The organism is Streptomyces sp. NPDC042336, assembly GCF_055581985.1.
Genome location: NZ_JBVJEA010000011.1, coordinates 1 through 18,630, shown reverse-complemented (window position 1 = coordinate 18,630; position 18,630 = coordinate 1). Strand labels below are relative to the sequence as shown.

Sequence of the window (18,630 nt, the reverse complement as noted above, 5' to 3'; positions counted from 1 at the left end):
GCCCGCGTCCGCTGCTAATCTCACGCTAGGCCCATAAGTGGACGACACCCTCCACTTGCCTCGGAAGTGAGAAACATGCCTGATCAGACCTCTCACAACCCCCTCGGTCCGGCGGCCGGAGAGGCCCCGGCGGGGCTGCGCGCCGACGCCCGCCGCAACCGCGAACGCGTCCTGGAGGCCGCCCGCGAGATCTTCGCCGCCCAGGGCGTGGACGCCCCGATGAGCGCGGTCGCGCGCCGGGCCGGGCTCGGCGTGGCCACCCTCTACCGACGCTTCCCCACCCGCTCGGCACTCGTCACCGCCGCCTTCGAGGACCAGCTGGCCATGTGCGCGACCGCGTTCGACGAGGCCATGGCGGACCCCGACCCGGGCCACGGCCTGTACGTTCTCCTCGAAAAGGTATGCACCACGCTGGTCACCGACCGCGGCTTCGAAACGGTCTTCATGGCCGACTTCCCCGAGGCCCTGGACTACGACCGGGAACGCGCCATCGCCGAGGACCGCCTGTCCCACCTGGTCCAGCGCGCCCGCGACGCCGGCCGACTCCGCGAGGACTTCGACCCGGCCGACATCCCCCTGCTCCTCCTGGCCGTCAGCGGCCTGGCGGGCCAACCCCCCGAGACCGCCGTCCCCGCCGCCCGCCGCCTCCTCACCTACCTCTTCCAGTCCTTCCGGGCCCACCCCCCGTCCCGCCCCGGCCCACTCCCCCCGGCCCCACCTCTGGACCTGTCGGGGCTGCGGCTACCGGTGGCGGCGCGGACGGCTACGGTGCGGCCATGAACGAGACGCCCGGTGACGACCGCCGCCTGCCACCCGCCCTGGCCGACGTGGCCCGCGTCGAGTTCGACTACGCCGACGGCGACGGGATCGACTTCGAGCCCTACGCCGCGTTCGACTCCGCCGAGGAGACCACTCGCTGGCTGCGCCGGTGGACGGGGAACGCCGAAGCCGACGGCTCCGCCTACCGCGTGTTCGGCCAGGACGGCGCCGGTGGCCGCGCGGCCCTCTGGCACGGACGCCCCGGCCGCCCCCTCACCGAGCAGCCCGTGGTGTACGTGGGATCGGAGGGCGAATGCGACGTGGTCGCCGGGAACCTGTCCGACTTCCTGTGGCTGCTCGCCGACGGAATGGGCCCCGCCGAGGCGGACGAGGAGGGCACGGAACGCCCCGACCCCGACCTCACCGCACTCGCCGAACGCCACGCCACCACGCCACGCCGCCCGGCCGCGGACATCGTCAAGGAGGCCCGCGCCGCCTTCCCGGCCTTCGCGGAGGACCTCCGGTCCCTCTGCCGGTGAGCGGCCGCCCGGACACACCCGGCTCACGGGGCCGACGGCGGCCTGGACCGACCGTGCCGGACCTGCCCCCGTACGGCCTGAACCGCGCGACGACGACGGGGCGCCCCCGAACCAGGAGCGCCCCGCATCACCTCAGGTCGACGACCGCCGTCTCCGCGACCCCGGCCGCCGTTCGCTCGGCCGCGTCACCGGGTCCCCCGCCTCCAACGCCGCCGCCCGGCGCCGCAGGCCGAAGTCGGCCAGAGCCTCCGCCAGCTTCAGGACGGACGGCTCCGGTGCCATGACGTCGACGCGCAGCCCGTGTTCCTCGGCCGTCTTGGCCGTCGCCGGGCCGATGCAGGCGATCACCGTGACGTTGTGCGGCTTGCCCGCGATGCCGACGAGGTTGCGGACCGTGGAGGACGAGGTGAAGAGCACCGCGTCGAAGCCGCCGCCCTTGATGGCCTCCCGCGTCGTGGCCGGGGGCGGCGAGGCGCGCACCGTGCGGTAGGCCGTGACGTCGTCGACCTCCCAGCCCAGCTCGATCAGACCGGCGACGAGGGTCTCGGTGGCGATGTCCGCCCGCGGCAGGAAGACGCGGTCGATCGGGTCGAAGACCGGGTCGTACGGCGGCCAGTCCTCCAGCAGACCGGCGGCCGACTGCTCGCCGCTCGGCACCAGGTCCGGCTTCACGCCGAAGGCGATCAGGGCGTTGGCCGTCTGCTCACCGACCGCGGCGACCTTGATACCGGCGAAGGCGCGGGCGTCGAGGCCGTACTCCTCGAACTTCTCGCGGACCGCCTTCACCGCGTTGACGGACGTGAACGCGATCCACTCGTAGCGGCCCGTCACCAGGCCCTTGACCGCCCGCTCCATCTGCTGCGGGGTGCGCGGCGGTTCCACCGCGATGGTCGGGACCTCGCTGGGGACGGCCCCGTAGGACCGCAGCTGGTCGGAGAGCGAAACCGCCTGCTCCTTGGTGCGCGGCACGAGGACCTTCCAGCCGAACAGCGGCTTGGACTCGAACCACGACAGCTGGTCGCGCCGGGCGGGGGCGGAACGCTCGCCGACCACGGCTATCACCGGGCGGCCGCCGTCCGGGGACGGCAGCACCTTCGCCTGCTTCAGCGTCTGCGCGACCGTGCCCAGCGTCGCCGTCCAGGTCCGCTGCCGCGTCGTCGTCCCGGCGATCGTCACCGTCAGCGGAGTGTCCGGCTTGCGGCCCGCCGACACCAGCTCCCCGGCCGCCGCGGCCACCGAGTCCAGCGTCGTCGACACGACCACCGTGCCGTCGGAGGCGCCCACCTCGGTCCAGCAGCGGTCCGACGCCGTACGGGCGTCCACGAACCGCACGTCGGCGCCCTCCGCGTCGCGCAGCGGCACACCGGCGTACGCGGGCACACCGACGGCGTTCGCGATACCCGGGACCACCTCGAAGGGCACCCCGGCCGCGGCGCACGCCAGCATCTCCTCGGCGGCGTACGTGTCGAGCCCGGGGTCCCCGGTCACCGCACGCACGACCCGCCTGCCGCCCCGCGCGGCCTCCATGACAAGATGTGCGGCATCCCGCACAGCGGGGGCGCCGAGGGTCGTTGACGCACCGTCAACAACCGTCAGCTGGGGCGCGCCTGTGCCCGGATCCGACGGATCGGCATCCGTGTGCACTTCCGACACGCCCTGCCTCGCATGCGTGCGTACGACGTCGAGCACCTCGTGCTCGGCGACGAGGACGTCCGCGTGCGCCAGCGCCTCGACGGCGCGCAGAGTCAGCAGTCCCGGATCTCCGGGTCCGGCACCGAGGAAGGTGACGTGCCCGTGTTCCGGACCGGCGGGAAAGGTGGTGGGGCTCAATGTGCTCGCTCCCCCATCAGACCGGCCGCGCCCTGGGCGAGCATCTCGGTGGCGAGTTCGCGACCGAGTGCCAGCGCCGCCTCGTGCGTCTCGGGCACGGGACCGGTGGTGGACAGCTGCACCAGCGTCGAGCCGTCGGTCGTGCCGACGACGCCGCGCAGGCGCATTTCCTTGACAATCTGCCCGTCGGCCAGAAGGTCGGCCAGCGCGCCCACCGGGGCGCTGCAGCCGGCCTCCAGGGCGGCGAGCAGTGACCGCTCGGCCGTTACGGCGGCCCGCGTGAACGGGTCGTCGAGTTCGGCGAGCGCGGCGATCAGCGAGGCGTTGTCCGCCGCGCACTCGATCGCCAGTGCCCCCTGGCCGGGGGCCGGCAGAACCGTGTCGACCGACAGGAAGTCGGTCACCTCGTCGATGCGCCCCACCCGGTTCAGCCCGGCGGCGGCCAGCACGACCGCGTCCAGCTCACCGCTGCGGACGTATCCGATGCGCGTGTCGACGTTGCCCCGGATCGGGACCGTCTCGATCTCCAGCCCGTGGGTGCGGGCGTACGCGTTCAGCTGCGCCATGCGACGCGGCGCGCCCGTACCGATGCGTGCCCCGCGCGGGAGGTCGGTCAGCTTGCGCGCGTCCCGGGCGACGACCACGTCCCGCGGGTCCTCGCGCTCCGGGATCGCGGCCACGACCAGGCCCTCGTGCTGCGCGGTGGGGAGGTCCTTGAGCGAGTGAACCGCGAAGTCCACCTCTCCCCGCAGCAGCGCGTCGCGCAGCGCGGCGACGAACACGCCCGTACCGCCGATCTGCGCCAGGTGCTCGCGCGACGTGTCGCCGTACGTGGTGATCTCGACCAGCTCAACGGGCCGACCGGTCACCTGGCTCACGGCGTCCGCCACCTGGCCGGACTGGGCCATGGCGAGCTTGCTCCGCCTGGTCCCCAGCCTCAGTGCCTTCTCAGTCATGCCGGCCCTCGGTTCTTCTCAGTGGTGCTGTTCCCGGCGCTGGAGACGGAGGCCACCGTCTCCTGGTCGAGGTCGAACAGGGTGCGCAGCGCGTCCGCGTACCCGGCACCGCCGGGCTCGGCGGCGAGCTGCTTGACCCGCACCGTCGGTGCGTGCAGGAGCTTGTCGACCACACGCTTGACGGTCTGGGTGATCTCGGCGCGGTGCTTGTCGTCGAGGCCCGGCAGCCGCCCCTCCAGGCGGGCGATCTCACCGGCCACCACGTCCGCGGCCATGCTGCGCAGCGCGACCACGGTGGGCGTGATGTGCGCGGCGCGCTGGGCGGCGCCGAAGGCCGCGACCTCGTCGGCGACGATCCGGCGGACCATGTCCACGTCGGCGGCCATCGGGGCGTCGGCGGAGGCGTCGGCGAGCGACTCGATGTCCACCAGACGCACCCCGGCCAGCCGGTGCACGGCGGCGTCGACGTCGCGCGGCATCGCGAGGTCGAGCAGGAACAGCACGGGCTCGGGTCGCGGCACCTCGGCGACCGGCTCCGGACGGCGGCGCTCGGGGATGCGCCCGACCCGCGTCGCCGTCGCGGCGAGCGCGCCGATCAGCTCCGCCTCCGCCTCCGGACCGGTCCGGCCCGTCTCGCGCGAGCGGTCCACCGCCGTACCGCCCGCGGCCCACGCCCCGTGCTGCTCCAGCGTCGCGGCGTCCAGGCCGGCCACGGCGGCCTCGCCCATGACGGAGAAGCCGGACGGCACGGAGGAGACGGAGGAGAGGTCCAGGGGGCAGTTCTCGTCGCCGCCGGTACCGGCACCCGGCAGTGGCGTTTCCGCACCCTGCCGGTCCTCCCGTACGCCGACGGAACCGGCGCCGGACTCGACGGCGGGCGCGCCGGTGCGGCCCTGCACCGTCGCCGCCACGGAGTCGGCCGTGAGGACGAGACCCGTCGCACCGGTGCAGGAGACGGCCACGTCGGCACGTGTCAGCTCGACCGGCACCGCGTCCATCGGTACCGCGCGGGCCAGCACGTCCGTGTCGTCGCCCTCGGACAGGATCTCGGCGAGGCGCTCGGCGCGCTCGAAGGTGCGGTTGGCGACCACGATCTCGGCGACCCCGGACCGCGCCAGCGTGGCGGCGGCCAGCGAGGACATCGAACCGGCGCCGATGACCAGCGCCTTCTTGCCCCGGGCCCACCGCTGGACGTCGGCTCCGGCGGACAGCTGCTCCAGGCCGAAGGTGACCAGGGACTGTCCGGCGCGGTCGATGCCGGTCTCGGAGTGGGCGCGCTTGCCGACCCGCAGCGCCTGCTGGAACAGGTCGTTCAGGAGCCGTCCGGCGGTGTGCAGGTCCTGGGCGCGGGCCAGCGAGTCCTTTATCTGGCCGAGGATCTGCCCCTCGCCGACCACCATCGAGTCGAGCCCGCAGGCCACCGAGAACAGGTGGTGGACGGCCCGGTCCTCGTAGTGCACGTAGAGGTGGGGGGTGAGCTCCTCCAGGCCGACCCCGCTGTGCTGGGCGAGCAGCGTGGACAGCTCGGCGACACCGGCGTGGAACTTGTCCACGTCGGCGTACAGCTCGATGCGGTTGCAGGTGGCCAGCACCGCGGCCTCGGCGGCCGGTTCGGCGGCGACCGTGTCCTGGAGCAGCTTGAGCTGCGCGTCCGCGTTCAGCGAGGCACGCTCCAGCACGCTCACCGGGGCACTGCGGTGGCTCAGCCCGACGACGAGGAGGCTCATGCCGGCATCACGGCGGGCACGTCCCCGTCGGGTCCCTGGTCGGTGGAGGGCTGCTGCTTGCGCGCGGCGACGGGCGGCACGACACCGGCGTCGCCCGCGGCTTCCTCGCCCGCCTTGCGCTGCTCGTGGAAGGCGAGGATCTGCAGCTCGATGGAGAGGTCGACCTTGCGCACGTCGACGCCCTCGGGGACGTTCAGGACGGTCGGCGCGAAGTTCAGGATGGAGGTGACACCGGCGGCCACGAGGCGGTCGCAGACCTGCTGGGCGGCACCGGCGGGGGTCGCGATCACACCGATGGAGACACCGTCGTCCCGGATGATCTTCTCCAACTCGTCGGTGTGCTGCACCGGGATGCCGGCCACCGGCTTTCCGGCCATCCCCGGGTCGGCGTCGATGAGCGCGGCGACCCGGAATCCGCGGGAGGCGAAGCCGCCGTAGTTGGCGAGCGCGGCGCCGAGGTTACCGATTCCCACGATCACAACCGGCCAGTCCTGGGTCAGGCCGAGTTCACGCGAGATCTGGTAGACGAGATACTCGACGTCGTAGCCGACGCCCCGCGTCCCGTAGGAGCCGAGGTAGGAGAAGTCCTTGCGCAGCTTCGCGGAGTTGACCCCCGCGGCGGCCGCCAGCTCCTCGGACGAGACCGTGGGCACCGAGCGCTCGGAGAGCGCGGTCAGTGCGCGGAGGTACAGCGGAAGCCTGGCGACGGTGGCCTCGGGAATCCCTCGGCTGCGGGTCGCCGGTCGGTGTGTTCGGCCAGTTGCCACGGTGCTCCTGCGGGTAGAGCGGGGCTGTAGGCGGTCATACGTCCCTACATGACCGCCCCGTCGAATGCAGGCTATGTCTTTGTGAACGCGTGCACAAAGATGGTGTCCGATTTGCCCGGCCAACGTGACCGGGGTCACGCGCCCCCGGCGCACGGGACGGGAACCGGCGCATACACGCCCTCGTTCCTCACTCATCGGGGGCAAAGCCGCACACACTCCTCACGATCAACGCCCCCGAGACCTGGTCGCCATCGATCCTAAGCGACCATACGGACTACTTGTACTGATCGGTCAGTGCCTTGCGCAGCCGTTCCTCGTTCACACGCCAGAAGGTGTGCTGCCGGCCGTCGACCAGCACGACCGGGATCTGTTCCCAGTACTGGTCGTGGAGTTCGGGGTCCTCGGTGATGTCCTTCCCCTCCCAGGGGACACCGAGCTCGGCACAGACCTTCTCGACGACGAGCTGTGCGTCATCACACAGATGACAGCCGGGTTTGCGAATGAGGGTGACGAGATGGTTCTCGGAGTGCTCAGGGGGCTGCGTGGGCTTCCGGCGGAAGAGGGGACTCATGCCGGCCATTCTCGCGCGCGCGTGCGCCCCCTCGGCGGGAAGCCCTTTAACGGCACGGTCGCCCAGAGTTCACAGCCCGCGAACCTCTCGACTCCGAAGCGTCCGAACAAACTGGCTATGCTCACGGGCATGGCCGCTCTTCGATGGCTCACTCCCCGTAGGCGCTCCGCCACGGCGCGGAGCGTGTTGGCAGGCGAGGCCTCGGCGGAGGCGGCGCGCAAGTCCGCGGAGGCCGCCGAGACCGCCGGGAGAACACCGGAAGCCGCCGCCGGCTCCGGCGCCGCGGAACCGGAGTTCCCGGTGCACGGCGACGACCGGGCGGCCGCCTTCTTCGACCTCGACAACACCGTGATGCAGGGCGCTGCGATCTTCCACTTCGGCCGGGGCCTGTACAAGCGGAAGTTCTTCGAGACCCGCGACCTCGCGCGCTTCGCCTGGCAGCAGGCGTGGTTCCGGCTGGCCGGGTTCGAGGACCCGGAGCACATGCAGGACGCCCGCGACTCCGCCCTGTCCATCGTCAAGGGCCACCGGGTCTCCGAGCTGAAGTCGATCGGCGAGGAGATCTACGACGAGTACATGGCCGAGCGGATCTGGCCCGGCACCCGCGCCCTCGCCCAGGCCCACCTGGACGCCGGACAGAAGGTCTGGCTGGTCACGGCGGCCCCGGTGGAGATCGCCCAGGTGATCGCCCGCCGCCTGGGCCTGACCGGCGCGCTCGGCACGGTGGCCGAGTCGATCGGCGGCGTCTACACGGGCAAGCTGGTCGGCGAACCGCTGCACGGCCCCGCGAAGGCGGAGGCGGTGCGCGCCCTGGCGGCGGCGGAGGCCCTGGACCTGTCCCGCTGCGCCGCCTACAGCGACTCCCACAACGACATCCCGATGCTGTCGCTGGTCGGACACCCGTACGCCATCAACCCGGACTCCAAGCTGCGCAAGCACGCCCGCGAGCTGGAGTGGCGCCTGCGCGACTACCGCACCGGCCGCAAGGCGGCCAAGGTCGGCATCCCCGCGGCCGCCGGCGTCGGCGCGGTGGCGGGCGGCACCGCGGCGGCCATCGCGCTGCACCGCCGCCGCCGTTGACCCAGTCGGGATGACGTACCCCCGGGACGGGCTCTCCAGTCCCCTGTACTCACATCGACCACAACACGCTCTGTAGTCATCCGGAATTCGAACCACTCCGGTCACCGAGCGATCATTTTGGCGCAGCTGATCGAGCGTCAATCGGGCACGGAAGCGACGTAATCGATGATTTGAGCAACTGGGCGTAGCAGTGCCTGCACGAAGCGTTATTCTCCTCAGACGCATTCCGGTGCCCCACCTTCGCTACGACGGGTGAATGGTTCCGTACTGCACGTGATGGAAGCTCTGCCTCTGGGAGTCCCGTGTACCCACACGTCGGGGTTGACGCCTCGGGCCTGGCTACGCTGCGCGCAACGGTCAAATCAGCCCAAGACCTGTTGCGCGGCTTCGTCCCCACCGCGTATGCCGTCCCCGCCCTCGCCGCGGCCGCCGTGCCCGCCGGTCCGTGCTACGCACTGGCCGAAGGAAGCGCCGCCGTCGGCAGACGCGCGCGGTCGTCCTCGTCCGGGGCCGCCGCCACCACCCACCGCCGCCCCGCCGCGGACAGCGACAGCGCCCGCATGATGGAGCTGGTCGAGCGGGCCCAGGCCGGCGAGGCCGACGCCTTCGGCCGGCTCTACGACCAGTACAGCGACACCGTGTACCGCTACATCTACTACCGCGTGGGCGGCAAGGCCACCGCCGAGGACCTCACCAGTGAGACCTTTCTGCGGGCCCTGCGACGCATCGGCACCTTCACCTGGCAGGGGCGCGACTTCGGCGCCTGGCTCGTGACGATCGCCCGCAACCTGGTCGCCGACCACTTCAAGTCCAGCCGCTTCCGTCTCGAGGTCACCACCGGCGAGATGCTCGACGCCAACGAGGTCGAGCGCTCGCCCGAGGACTCCGTCCTCGAGTCCCTCTCCAACGCCGCCCTCCTGGAGGCCGTACGACGGCTCAACCCGCAGCAGCAGGAGTGCGTGACCCTGCGCTTCCTCCAGGGCCTCTCGGTCGCCGAGACCGCCCGTGTCATGGGCAAGAACGAGGGCGCCATCAAGACGCTCCAGTACCGGGCCGTGCGCACCCTCGCCCGGCTGCTCCCGGACGACGCCCGCTGAAGCCGCCCCCCGAGGGCGCTCACCCTTCGCATTTCCCAAGTCACCACTGGTGAGAGTCTGTTGAGTCCGCGGTCCGATCATCCACCGTCCGTAACCCAAGTGCCGCGCCGCTCGTTGTGCGGGATGCAGGCTCCCTGTGGTCACTCCCTGGCCGACTCCGATCACCCGATCGGATGGTTCCGATCAGGGCGTGCAACCCTCAGGACCCCCTGGGGAGTCGACCGTGATGACGAGAGGAGGTGCCGCCAGTGATCGCGAACGTATCGGCACACCGGCGGGCGAACGCCTTCGCCCAGGCCCTGGAGGAGCAGTCGGATCCCGGGGCGGCGGCCGAGCAGTCCGGAGGGCCGGCGACCGCCGGGGCCACCGCGGAACCGACCGAGCAGGGTCACCTGGTGACCCTCGCCCATGGTCTGGAGACGCTGCCCCGGCCGAAGCTGGATCCCGAGGTCAAGGTCGTCCAGCGGGCCCAGCTCGTGGCCGCCTTCGAGGCCATGCTGCAGGAGGGCACCGCGAGCGGCGAGGCGGCGGACACGTCGGTACCGGAGCAGCGCCGGGCACGCGGCGCCCATCGGGCGGCCCCGCTGAGCAGGTTCCGGCCCCGCTCGCGGCTGGCCAAGGGCCTCACCGCGGGCGGACTGAGCGTGAGCGTGGCCGCCGGGGCCTTCGGCGGAGTCGCCGCCGCCAGTTCGGACGCCCTGCCCGGCGACTCGCTCTACGGCCTCAAGCGCGGCATAGAGGACTTCCGCCTCGGCCTCGCCGACGGCAACGACGAGCGGGGCCGGGCCTACCTGGACCTCGCCTCGACCCGGCTCAGCGAGGCACGCCGGCTGATGGAGCGCGGCCGCAGCGGCCCCCTCGACCACGAGTCCCTCGGCGAGGTCCGCCGCGCCCTGTCCGGCATGCGGCACGACGCCTCCGAGGGCCACCGTCTGCTCAGCGCGGCCTACGCCCTCGACCCGGACTCGCTGGCCCCCATGCAGGCCCTCTCCGCCTTCTCCCAGTCCCACCGGGAGACCTGGGGAGCCCTGCGCGAGCGGCTGCCCGTGCAGCTCGGGGACGTCAGTGAGCAGGTGTCGTCGGTGTTCGACGCCATAGACGACGACGTGGCTCCGCTGGAGTCCATGCTGCCCCGGCCGCCCGCCGAGGACGACGACAGCGGGGACGGCGGCCGGCCTGGCGGTTCCGGCTCGACGACCACCGGCACCCCCGGCTCCGGCCACTCGTCGCCGCCCCGCACCGGCGACGACGGCACGTCCGAGCGCGGGCGTTCCCAGTCCGGCCGGCCCAGCGAGTCCACCGACTCCGGCGACGAGAGCGACGGCCTGCTCGGCGGCGGCACCGGCGGCCTGCTCGACCCGCCGAAGGACGACAGCGGCACCGCCACCCCGTCCACGGGCGGCAACACCCCGCCCGCGAAGCCGGACGTCACCCTCCCGCCCCTCCTCCCGGGCCTCCTGCCCGGCCTGGGCATCGAGGCGGAGGACGCGGACTGAGCCCGACGGGGCGCCCCCACGCCAGGGGCGCCCCGTCATCGCCTCAGAAGAACACCGACCGCCGCTGCACCAACAGCTTGTAGAGCGTGTGCTGAATCTGCTCCCGTACCTGGTCGGTCAGGTTGAACATGAGCACCGGGTCCTCGGCCGCCTCCGGTGCGTAGCCGTCCGTCGGGATCGGCTCGCCGAACTGGATCGTCCACTTCGTGGGCAGCGGCACCGCGCCCAGCGGTCCGAGCCACGGGAAGGTCGGCGTGAGCGGGAAGTACGGGAAGCCCAGCAGCCGCGCCATGGTCTTGGAGTTGCCGATCATCGGGTAGATCTCCTCCGCCCCGACGATCGAGCACGGAACGATCGGCGCCCCCTGCCGCAGGGCCGTGGACACGAAGCCGCCGCGCCCGAACCGCTGGAGCTTGTAGCGCTCGCCGAACGGCTTGCCGATGCCTTTGAAGCCCTCCGGCATCACCCCGACCAGCTCGCCCTGTGCCAGCAGCCGTTCGGCGTCCTCCGCGCAGGCCAGGGTGTGGCCCAGCTTGCGCGCCAGCTCGTTGACCACCGGCAGCACGAACACCAGGTCCGCCGCCAGCAGCCGCAGGTGCCGGTCGGCCGGATGGTGGTCGTGCACGGCGACCTGCATCATCAGCCCGTCGAGCGGCAGCGTCCCGGAGTGGTTGGCGACGATCAGCGCACCGCCCTCGGCCGGGATGTTCTCCACGCCCTTCACCTCGACCCGAAAGTACTTCTCGTACACCGGCCGCAGCAGGGACATCAGCACCTGGTCGGTCAGCTCGGCGTCGTAGCCGAAGTCGTCGACCTCGTAGTCCCCGGTGAGCCGGCGGCGCAGGAAGGACAGGCCGGCCGCGACGCGCCGCTCCAGGCCACCGTCTCCGCCGTCCTCGCCGCCCTCCACCACCGGCTGGGCCCCGGGCGGCTCCTGCGGCCCGGGGGCGGGGTCCGCTGCGGAGGCCGCCCGTACGGGCAGCGGCTGCACCTCGCCCACCGCCCCCTCGCCCACCGGCGCCGACTCCGCCGAACTGCTCCTGCGCCGGCTCCCCGCGCCGCGGCTCCCCCGCGACCGGTCGTCGTCGAACGGAATGACCTTGGCGTCCGCCATCGTTGATGCGCTCCTCAGTTGGCGCTCTGCGTCGGGAGGTGACCGCTGCCCCGCCGGGACAGCTCCGCGATCCGGTCGACGGCCCCCGCGAGGGCCTCGGGCGGCAGCAGTCCGGCACCGCGGCCGCGGGCGAAGTCCGCGAACGCCCCGGCCGTCGAGTACTTCGGCCTGAAGCCCAGCGTCTCGCGCATCTGCGTGGTGTCCACCACCCGACCGTGGGTGAGCAGCCGGATCTGCTCGGGGGAGAAGTCCGTCATCCCCAGCGTACGCACGAGCGATCCCGCCCAGGTGACCGCCGGCAGCAGCAACGGCACCGTGGGACGGCCGAGCCGCCGTGAGCACTGGGAGAGCAGCAGCACACCGTCACCGGCGATGTTGAAGGTCCCGCTGTTCAGCGTCCCCCGCCGGGCCTCGTGCGAGCAGACCCGCAGCACCTCGATCACGTCGTCCTCGTGCACGAACTGCAGCCGCGGGTCGTAGCCGAACACCGTCGGCAGCACCGGCAGTCCGAAGTACGAGGCGAGCGGCGTGTCCGCGGCCGGGCCGAGGATGTTGGCGAACCGCAGCACGGTCACCGACACGTCCGGCCGACGGCGCGCGAAGCCCCGCACGTACCCCTCGACCTCGACCGCGTCCTTGGCGAAGCCGCCGCTGGGCAGGGACTTGGGCGCGGTGGTCTCGGTGCAGACGGCCGGGTCGCGCGGGGCGGACCCGTAGACGTTCGTACTGGACTTCACCACCAGCCGCCGCACCGTCGGCGACTTCTGGCAGGCGCCGAGCAGCTGCATCGTGCCGATGACGTTGGTCTCCTTCACCGACGTACGGCTGCCGCTGCCCAGCGGTGTACCCGTCACGTCCAGGTGGACGACCGTGTCCGCCCGCGTCTCGGCGAGCACCCGTCCGATGGCCGACTGCCGGATGTCCGCCTGGACGAACTCCGCGCCGCCCAGATGGTGCTCGGGCGCGACGGCGTCCACGCCGACGACCCGCTCCACGTCGGGATCACGCTGGACGCGCCGGACGAACCGGCCGCCCAGCTGCCGGGCCACTCCGGTCACGAGCACGACCTTGCCCAAGATCAGCGCCTTCCTTCCGCCCTGCTCCAGCCCTGCTCCGGCCAACTTAGCCGGTAGGTGTTGCCCCGTGATGACCGACGGACAGGGCAGATGACGAAAACACGACTGTGGCCCCCCACCGGATGCGGTGGGGGGCCACAGGTCACGCTGACGGCGCAGCGTCGCTTACTTCTTGTTGCGACGCTGAACGCGCGTGCGCTTCAGCAGCTTGCGGTGCTTCTTCTTGGCCATCCGCTTGCGCCGCTTCTTGATAACAGAGCCCACGACTATCCTCGCTCACTTCTCATCACTCGGTTGGTGAGCGCCATGGGCCCACACGACCTACGAGGGGCCAGCCTACCGGTCCGAGCGCTGAGGGTGTAATCGAGGGCCGTCAGGCCGTTTCCACCCCCACGTAGCTCTCGCGGAGGTACTCGTGAACCGCTTGCTCCGGGACACGGAACGACCGTCCCACCCGGATCGCGGGCAGATGACCGCTGTGCACCAACCGGTACACGGTCATCTTGGACACGCGCATCACCGAGGCGACTTCCGCCACGGTAAGGAACTGAACCTCGTTCAGAGGCCTTTCGCCAGCTGCAGCCATGACACACCTGAACCTTCCGCACTCGACGGCCACCGGCTTCCCCTTCCGGTGACTCTTCGTCGCTGCGTGCTCACTCCCCAATGTAGGGGCGGGTGATGCGAATGGGGAAGAGGTGCACCCATCGCTTCCCTACCGTGACAGACACGCCCGATTGAGTACGTAGCGGGTAAGCGGTCGGTAGTACTCAGACCGCACAGCGTCATCAAGTGGAACGGCGACGGACACGAGCCCCTCGGCCTGACCGACGAAGAGCGCGGGATCGTCCGTATCGGCCGGCCCGATGGCCTCGAACCCCAGCTGACCTGCTCCGCAGGCCCACCCGTGGTCCCCGATCACCAACTCGGGCAGCGGCCCGCCGCCCGCGGCCGCGGCAGCCAGCGCGGCCCGAACCGGCAGCGGCGAGTGCGTGTGCGCGCCGGGCTCACCACCGGCGTGCCCGGCGCCGGGCTCCCGCACCAACGCGACTCCACGGACGTAGTCGAGGCGGTACGTGCGTAGACCGAACCGGGTCAATATGTCGACAGAGCGACCCTGCGCCGGGGTGAGGACAGCACATCCCGCCGCCGACAGCGCCTCGGCCAAGGCGGCGTAGAAACCGAGCAGTCGATGCGGATGCCCGGTGCCGAGCAGCACCGGAGCACGACGCCTGGCGACCGCCGCGAGCCGGTCGGCGAAGTCGTCCAGCGCCGCAAGGGTCCGGTCCGGGTCGATCACGTCCGGACCCGAGGTGTCGCGCGGATCGGCCGAAACCCCGCACCTCCGCGCCATCAGCCCCAGCAGCTCCCGCAGCCCCCAGGCCCGCTCCGGGTCGATCCCGAGCAGCACCCGGGGATCCCTCGCGGCGAACAACCGGTAACTCCGCAGACTCACCTCCCGGGAGGTCGCCACCACCCCGGCCAGCCGGACATCAAGAAGATGAGCCCGAAGAGCTCCACGGGTCAGCACCCCTCCGATGCTGCCGGTTCACCCGACACACCGGACCCGAAACGGGAGAACCTACGCACGGACGGCGTAATCGTGGCTGCGGGCACCCGGCCGGCGCCGGTTCGCGCACGCCACCCCCGCCCGGCGCCGGGCCACCAGGGAGCCGCTGCTACGGCAGCAGCCCCCGCAGCGGAAACACCGCCCGCCGGGCCGCCCGCACCGCCTGGTCCAACCGGTCCGCGGGGTCGTACCCCGACTCCCACGGGGCCCAGGACACCGGCCACCGCCCATCGGTCATCCGCTGCGGCCCCAGCTGCCGCGTCCGCGCGAACACCTCCTGCCGCCACCCCTCCGGAATCACCGTCTCCGGCTCCACCGGCCGCCCCGCCGCGATCCCCACCAGGTGAGTCCACGACCGCGGCACCACCTCCACCACGGCGTAGCCGCCCCCGCCGAGCGCCACCCACCGCCCCCCGGCGTACTCGTGCGCCAGCTCATGACACGCCACCTGCACCGCCCGCTGCGCGTCCAGCGACACCGCCAGATGCGCCAGCGGGTCCTCGAAGTGCGTGTCGGCACCGTGCTGCGTCACCAGCACCTGCGGCCGGAACTCCGCGAGGACCTCGGGCACCACCGCGTGGAACGCCCGCAGCCACCCCGCGTCCCCGGTCCCCGCCGGCAGCGCGACGTTCACGGCCGAACCCTCGGCGCAGTCCGCCCCCGTCTCCTCCGGCCAGCCGGTCTGCGGGAACAGCGTCGCCGGATGCTCGTGCAGCGACACCGTCACGACCCGCGGGTCCTCCCAGAACGCCGCCTGCACCCCGTCCCCGTGATGCACGTCGACGTCCACGTACGCGACCCGCTCGGCCCCCAGCTCCAGCAGCCGCGCGACCGCCAGCGCCGCGTCGTTGTACACGCAGAACCCGGACGCCGCGCCCGGCATCGCGTGGTGCAGCCCGCCCGCGAAGTTCACCGCGTGCAGCGCGTCCCCGCGCCACACCGCCTCCGCCGCCCCCACCGACTGACCGGCGATCAGCGCGGACACCTCGTGCATCCCCGCGAAGGCCGGGTCATCGACCGTCCCGAGCCCGTACGACCCGTCCGCCGCCCCCGGATCGGCCGACGCCGCCTTCACCGCGTCGAGGTAGTCCTCGCGGTGGACCAGCCGCAGCGTCGACTCCCCGGCCGGACGCGCCGCGACGACCTCCACCTCCCGGTCGAGCCCGAGAGCACCGACCAGACTTCGCGTCAGGGCGAGCCGGACCGGATCCATCGGGTGCTCGGGACCGAAGTCATAGCCCGTTACTGCCTCGTCCCACATCAGCTGTGCGCGGCCGCTCATGACTGCCACCGTATCGGTCCGGTTGAGTCCCGAACGACCTGGCGTACACGACCGTCACCAGCACCAACACCATCGGCACGAGCATCGCCCCGCGATAGCTCCACGCGTCCCCCAGCGCCCCCACCAACGGCGAACCGATCAGGAAACCGACGTAGTTGAACACATTGAGCCGCGCCACCGCGGCATCGGACGCCCCCGGACGACCGTCCCGCTCCGCCGCCAGCCGCCCCGCCGCCGCGAACGTCTGCGGCACCAGCACACACAGCCCGAGACCCAGCAGCGTGAACCCGAGCATCCCCACCCGGGCCCCCGGCGCCGACGCCACCACGGCGAACCCGCCCGCCGCGACGACCGCCCCGCCCCGCACCACCGCCACGGCACCGAACCGCCGCACGCCGAAGTCCCCGACGGCCCGCCCCACCAGCGTGGTCACCATGTAGACGTTGTACGGCACGGTGGCCAGCTGCTCCGAACTCCCCAGCACGTCCTGCAGGTACTTCGCGCTCCAGTTGGAGACGGTCGAGTCCCCGATGTACGCGAACGTCATCACCAGGCACAGCGGCAACAGCACCTTGAAGCCGACGCCTGCGCCGACTCCGCCCCCGCCGGCACCCTCGCCCTCCGCGCCGCCGCGATCCCCGTCGACGTACCACCGGCTCCCCACCAGCGCCGCCGGCAACAGCAGCACCACGACCGGCAGGTACGACACCCACAGCGCCAGGTCCCAGTGCGCACCCGCCCACGCCAGCGAGGCCCCGAGAATCCCGCCCAGGCTGTACGCCGCGTGGAACCCGAGCATGATGCTGCGCCCGTACGCCCGTTGCAGGCTCACCCCGAGCATGTTCATCGACGCGTCCAGCGCCCCCACGGCCAGACCGAAGACGCCCAGGGCGACGGCCAGCACCGCCACCCGGTCCCCCGCCCCGACGCCGAGCAGCGCCAGCAGCACCACCGGCTGGGACCACCGCAGCAGCAGGCTCGGCCGCACCCGCCGCACCAGGCGCTCGCTCACCACGCTCCCGGCACCGGCCAGGATCGGCACGGCGGCGAGGAAGCCGGGGAGCAGCGCGTCGGAGACGCCGTACCGGTCCTGGATGGCCGGGATACGCGTCACCAGCAGCGCGAAGGCGACCCCCTGGGCGAAGAAGCCGAACGCGAGCGAGGCCCTGCCGCGCCGCAGCACATCAGTCATGGCGGCGAGCGTAGGGCCCCGGCTTACCCGTGGGTAGATCCAACCAAAGGTGATTCTTCTCAGCTTCCAGGGCCCCGCCACCCGCGTCGAGCGAGTCGGCCGAGCCGGCATCGCTGACGGCGGCTCCGACCATGTGGACCATGGGCCCCGCCCCCAGCGCACCGCTCACCACGAAGGCGACGGCCATCGTGACGATCATGACGACCGTCCCGAGCCACACCATCGTGTCGACGGGCAGCGTGTAGACCCCCACGATCCGCACCGCGCACTCGCCGACGAAGGCGGCCCCCCACACCGCCGAGAACCGCAGCTCCGCCCGCCTGAAGGCCGAGGACTCCCGCCGCAGCCTCCCCCAGGCCGCCTCTCGGACCGCGTCCCCCTTGACCAGCCACGGCTTGAGCGTCCCCGTCATCAGCGGCCGGCCGAGCAGCACCGACCCCAGCAGCGCGAACCCGACCAGGCTGGTGATCGCGCTGTCCTTGACCAGCATCAGCCGGGCGTCGCCCGTTCCGAAGCCGACCAGCAGCCCCGCCAGGTTGGCCAGCAGGACGAGCAGCGGCAGCGCGTTCACCTCCCGCTGCCTCAGCACTCCCCACCCGGTCCGCAGCACGGGCACGACACTGCTCCAGCCGAGCGCCGCGACCGCGCTCGTCCCGAACGCGCCCGTCAGCAGGTAGTACGACCCGACGGGCACTCCCACGTCCAGGAGCAGCGTCACGAAGGTCCGAGACTTGCGAGGCTTGGTCATGCCCTCAGCTTCGCGGCCGGACGGGGTCCCGCAGTAGAAACAACCGTCCGGATCAGCGCATGACAAATGTCAGATGTCAGCCGCGCAGCAGATCGGCCAGTTCCCCCATGTCCCCGAAGAGTCGCGTGGCACCGGCGAGCTTGTCGGCGGGCGTCATCGCGGTGAACCCGTACACGTCCATACCGGCCGCGACGGCGGCCCGCACACCGAGCGGACTGTCCTCGACCACGACGCACCGCTCCGGCGCCACTCTCATCCGCTCCGCCGCGTGCAGGAACAGATCCGGCGCCGGCTTCCCCCGCCCCACGTCCTGGGAACTGAAGATCCGCTCGTCGTCGAACCACCGGTCCAGCCCGGTCTTCCGATGCCCCACCCGAATCCGCTCATGGCTCCCGGACGAGGCCACGCAGTACGCCACCCCGTCCGCGGCCAGCTTCTCCAGCACCCCGACGGCTCCGGGAACCGGCTCCAGCTCCCTCTCGAAGGCGGCGAACACCCGCTGGTGAAACACGTCGTCGAATTCCACGGGCAAGCTCCGCCCCGTCCGCTCCAGGACGAGATCGTGCACGCGGTGCATGGCGGCACCCATGTAGTCCCGCAGCGAGTCCTCGTAGGACGTCGGGTGCCCCAGCTCGGTGAGATAGCCGGCGAGCAGCCGATTGGAGATCGGCTCGCTGTCGACGAGAACACCGTCGTTGTCGAAGATAACCAGGTCGTAGCGCATACAGCGACCCTAAACGCAGAAAGCCCCGCACCGTTCCCGGTGCGGGGCTTTCCCGTAATAATTGTTCGGCGGCGTCCTACTCTCCCACAGGGTCCCCCCTGC

At 72.0% G+C, this 18,630-nt stretch carries 19 protein-coding genes; 5 read left to right on the top strand and 14 right to left on the bottom strand.

Annotated elements, in window-relative coordinates:
• Positions 1-75 precede the first annotated feature (75 nt).
• Both ACZ6IM_RS23330 and ACZ6IM_RS23325 read left to right on the top strand, forming a co-directional pair.
• On the top strand, positions 76-780 hold the full coding sequence (locus tag ACZ6IM_RS23330; RefSeq protein WP_052839326.1) for a TetR/AcrR family transcriptional regulator: 705 nt from the start codon (positions 76-78) through the stop codon (positions 778-780).
• Entirely contained in the window at positions 777-1,298 is a 522-nt protein-coding gene (locus tag ACZ6IM_RS23325) for a hypothetical protein (protein ID WP_052839325.1), read from the top strand. The genes ACZ6IM_RS23330 and ACZ6IM_RS23325 overlap by 4 nt, the downstream gene beginning before the upstream one ends.
• 132 nt (positions 1,299-1,430) lie before the next feature.
• On the opposite strand, the gene ACZ6IM_RS23320 is transcribed toward ACZ6IM_RS23325, so the two are convergent.
• The 5 genes from ACZ6IM_RS23320 to ACZ6IM_RS23300 form a co-directional block, all read right to left on the bottom strand.
• Complete coding sequence (locus ACZ6IM_RS23320) at positions 1,431-3,128, bottom strand: bifunctional uroporphyrinogen-III C-methyltransferase/uroporphyrinogen-III synthase (protein ID WP_052839324.1); 1,698 nt, start codon at positions 3,126-3,128, stop codon at positions 1,431-1,433.
• Entirely contained in the window at positions 3,125-4,084 is a 960-nt protein-coding gene (gene hemC, locus ACZ6IM_RS23315; protein WP_052839323.1) for a hydroxymethylbilane synthase, read from the bottom strand. The genes ACZ6IM_RS23320 and hemC overlap by 4 nt, the downstream gene beginning before the upstream one ends.
• Positions 4,081-5,811, bottom strand: coding sequence for a glutamyl-tRNA reductase (locus tag ACZ6IM_RS23310; RefSeq protein ID WP_052839322.1), 1,731 nt, complete (start codon positions 5,809-5,811; stop codon positions 4,081-4,083). Before ACZ6IM_RS23310 ends, hemC begins: the two co-directional genes overlap by 4 nt.
• Positions 5,808-6,578, bottom strand: coding sequence for a redox-sensing transcriptional repressor Rex (locus ACZ6IM_RS23305; protein WP_052839321.1), 771 nt, complete (start codon positions 6,576-6,578; stop codon positions 5,808-5,810). The genes ACZ6IM_RS23310 and ACZ6IM_RS23305 overlap by 4 nt, the downstream gene beginning before the upstream one ends.
• Before the next feature lie 274 nt (positions 6,579-6,852).
• Positions 6,853-7,149, bottom strand: a complete 297-nt coding sequence (locus ACZ6IM_RS23300) for a glutaredoxin family protein (protein WP_052839577.1) — start codon at positions 7,147-7,149, stop codon at positions 6,853-6,855.
• A 129-nt stretch (positions 7,150-7,278) separates the two neighbouring features.
• Between ACZ6IM_RS23300 and ACZ6IM_RS23295 the strand changes: the two genes are divergently transcribed.
• The 3 genes from ACZ6IM_RS23295 to ACZ6IM_RS23285 all read left to right on the top strand — a co-directional run bounded on the left by ACZ6IM_RS23295 (position 7,279) and on the right by ACZ6IM_RS23285 (position 10,822).
• A complete protein-coding gene (locus tag ACZ6IM_RS23295) occupies positions 7,279-8,229 on the top strand; it encodes an HAD family hydrolase (RefSeq protein WP_469558718.1) in 951 nt (316 codons plus the stop codon).
• A gap of 302 nt (positions 8,230-8,531) precedes the next feature.
• Positions 8,532-9,326 (top strand): ECF subfamily RNA polymerase sigma factor, BldN family, encoded by a 795-nt coding sequence (locus ACZ6IM_RS23290; RefSeq protein ID WP_007443701.1) that lies wholly within the window; start codon positions 8,532-8,534, stop codon positions 9,324-9,326.
• Between the two features lie 248 nt (positions 9,327-9,574).
• Positions 9,575-10,822, top strand: coding sequence for a DUF5667 domain-containing protein (locus ACZ6IM_RS23285; protein WP_469558715.1), 1,248 nt, complete (start codon positions 9,575-9,577; stop codon positions 10,820-10,822).
• 43 nt (positions 10,823-10,865) lie between these two features.
• Here ACZ6IM_RS23285 and ACZ6IM_RS23280 read toward each other — a convergent pair whose 3' ends face one another.
• The 9 genes from ACZ6IM_RS23280 to ACZ6IM_RS23240 form a co-directional block, all read right to left on the bottom strand.
• Positions 10,866-11,936, bottom strand: a complete 1,071-nt coding sequence (locus tag ACZ6IM_RS23280; RefSeq protein WP_469558711.1) for a lysophospholipid acyltransferase family protein — start codon at positions 11,934-11,936, stop codon at positions 10,866-10,868.
• Positions 11,937-11,950: 14 nt separating this feature from the next.
• Positions 11,951-13,012 carry an NAD-dependent epimerase/dehydratase family protein gene (locus ACZ6IM_RS23275; RefSeq protein ID WP_052839318.1) on the bottom strand — a complete coding sequence of 354 codons (1,062 nt, stop codon included), beginning with the start codon at positions 13,010-13,012 and terminating at the stop codon, positions 11,951-11,953.
• A gap of 165 nt (positions 13,013-13,177) precedes the next feature.
• Positions 13,178-13,276 carry a 30S ribosomal protein bS22 gene (locus ACZ6IM_RS23270; RefSeq protein ID WP_003948845.1) on the bottom strand — a complete coding sequence of 33 codons (99 nt, stop codon included), beginning with the start codon at positions 13,274-13,276 and terminating at the stop codon, positions 13,178-13,180.
• A 109-nt stretch (positions 13,277-13,385) separates the two neighbouring features.
• On the bottom strand, positions 13,386-13,598 hold the full coding sequence (locus ACZ6IM_RS23265; protein ID WP_004984898.1) for a helix-turn-helix domain-containing protein: 213 nt from the start codon (positions 13,596-13,598) through the stop codon (positions 13,386-13,388).
• Positions 13,599-13,727: 129 nt separating this feature from the next.
• Complete coding sequence (locus ACZ6IM_RS23260; protein WP_052839317.1) at positions 13,728-14,543, bottom strand: phosphatase; 816 nt, start codon at positions 14,541-14,543, stop codon at positions 13,728-13,730.
• Between the two features lie 148 nt (positions 14,544-14,691).
• Positions 14,692-15,864, bottom strand: coding sequence for an acetoin utilization protein AcuC (locus tag ACZ6IM_RS23255; protein WP_469558707.1), 1,173 nt, complete (start codon positions 15,862-15,864; stop codon positions 14,692-14,694).
• Positions 15,815-17,056 (bottom strand): MFS transporter, encoded by a 1,242-nt coding sequence (locus ACZ6IM_RS23250; protein WP_469558704.1) that lies wholly within the window; start codon positions 17,054-17,056, stop codon positions 15,815-15,817. Before ACZ6IM_RS23250 ends, ACZ6IM_RS23255 begins: the two co-directional genes overlap by 50 nt.
• Positions 17,049-17,804: a VC0807 family protein gene (locus ACZ6IM_RS23245; RefSeq protein WP_469558701.1), complete on the bottom strand. Its 756-nt coding sequence runs from the start codon at positions 17,802-17,804 to the stop codon at positions 17,049-17,051. Before ACZ6IM_RS23245 ends, ACZ6IM_RS23250 begins: the two co-directional genes overlap by 8 nt.
• 76 nt (positions 17,805-17,880) lie before the next feature.
• Complete coding sequence (locus ACZ6IM_RS23240) at positions 17,881-18,528, bottom strand: HAD family hydrolase (protein ID WP_469558698.1); 648 nt, start codon at positions 18,526-18,528, stop codon at positions 17,881-17,883.
• Positions 18,529-18,630: the final 102 nt, after the last annotated feature.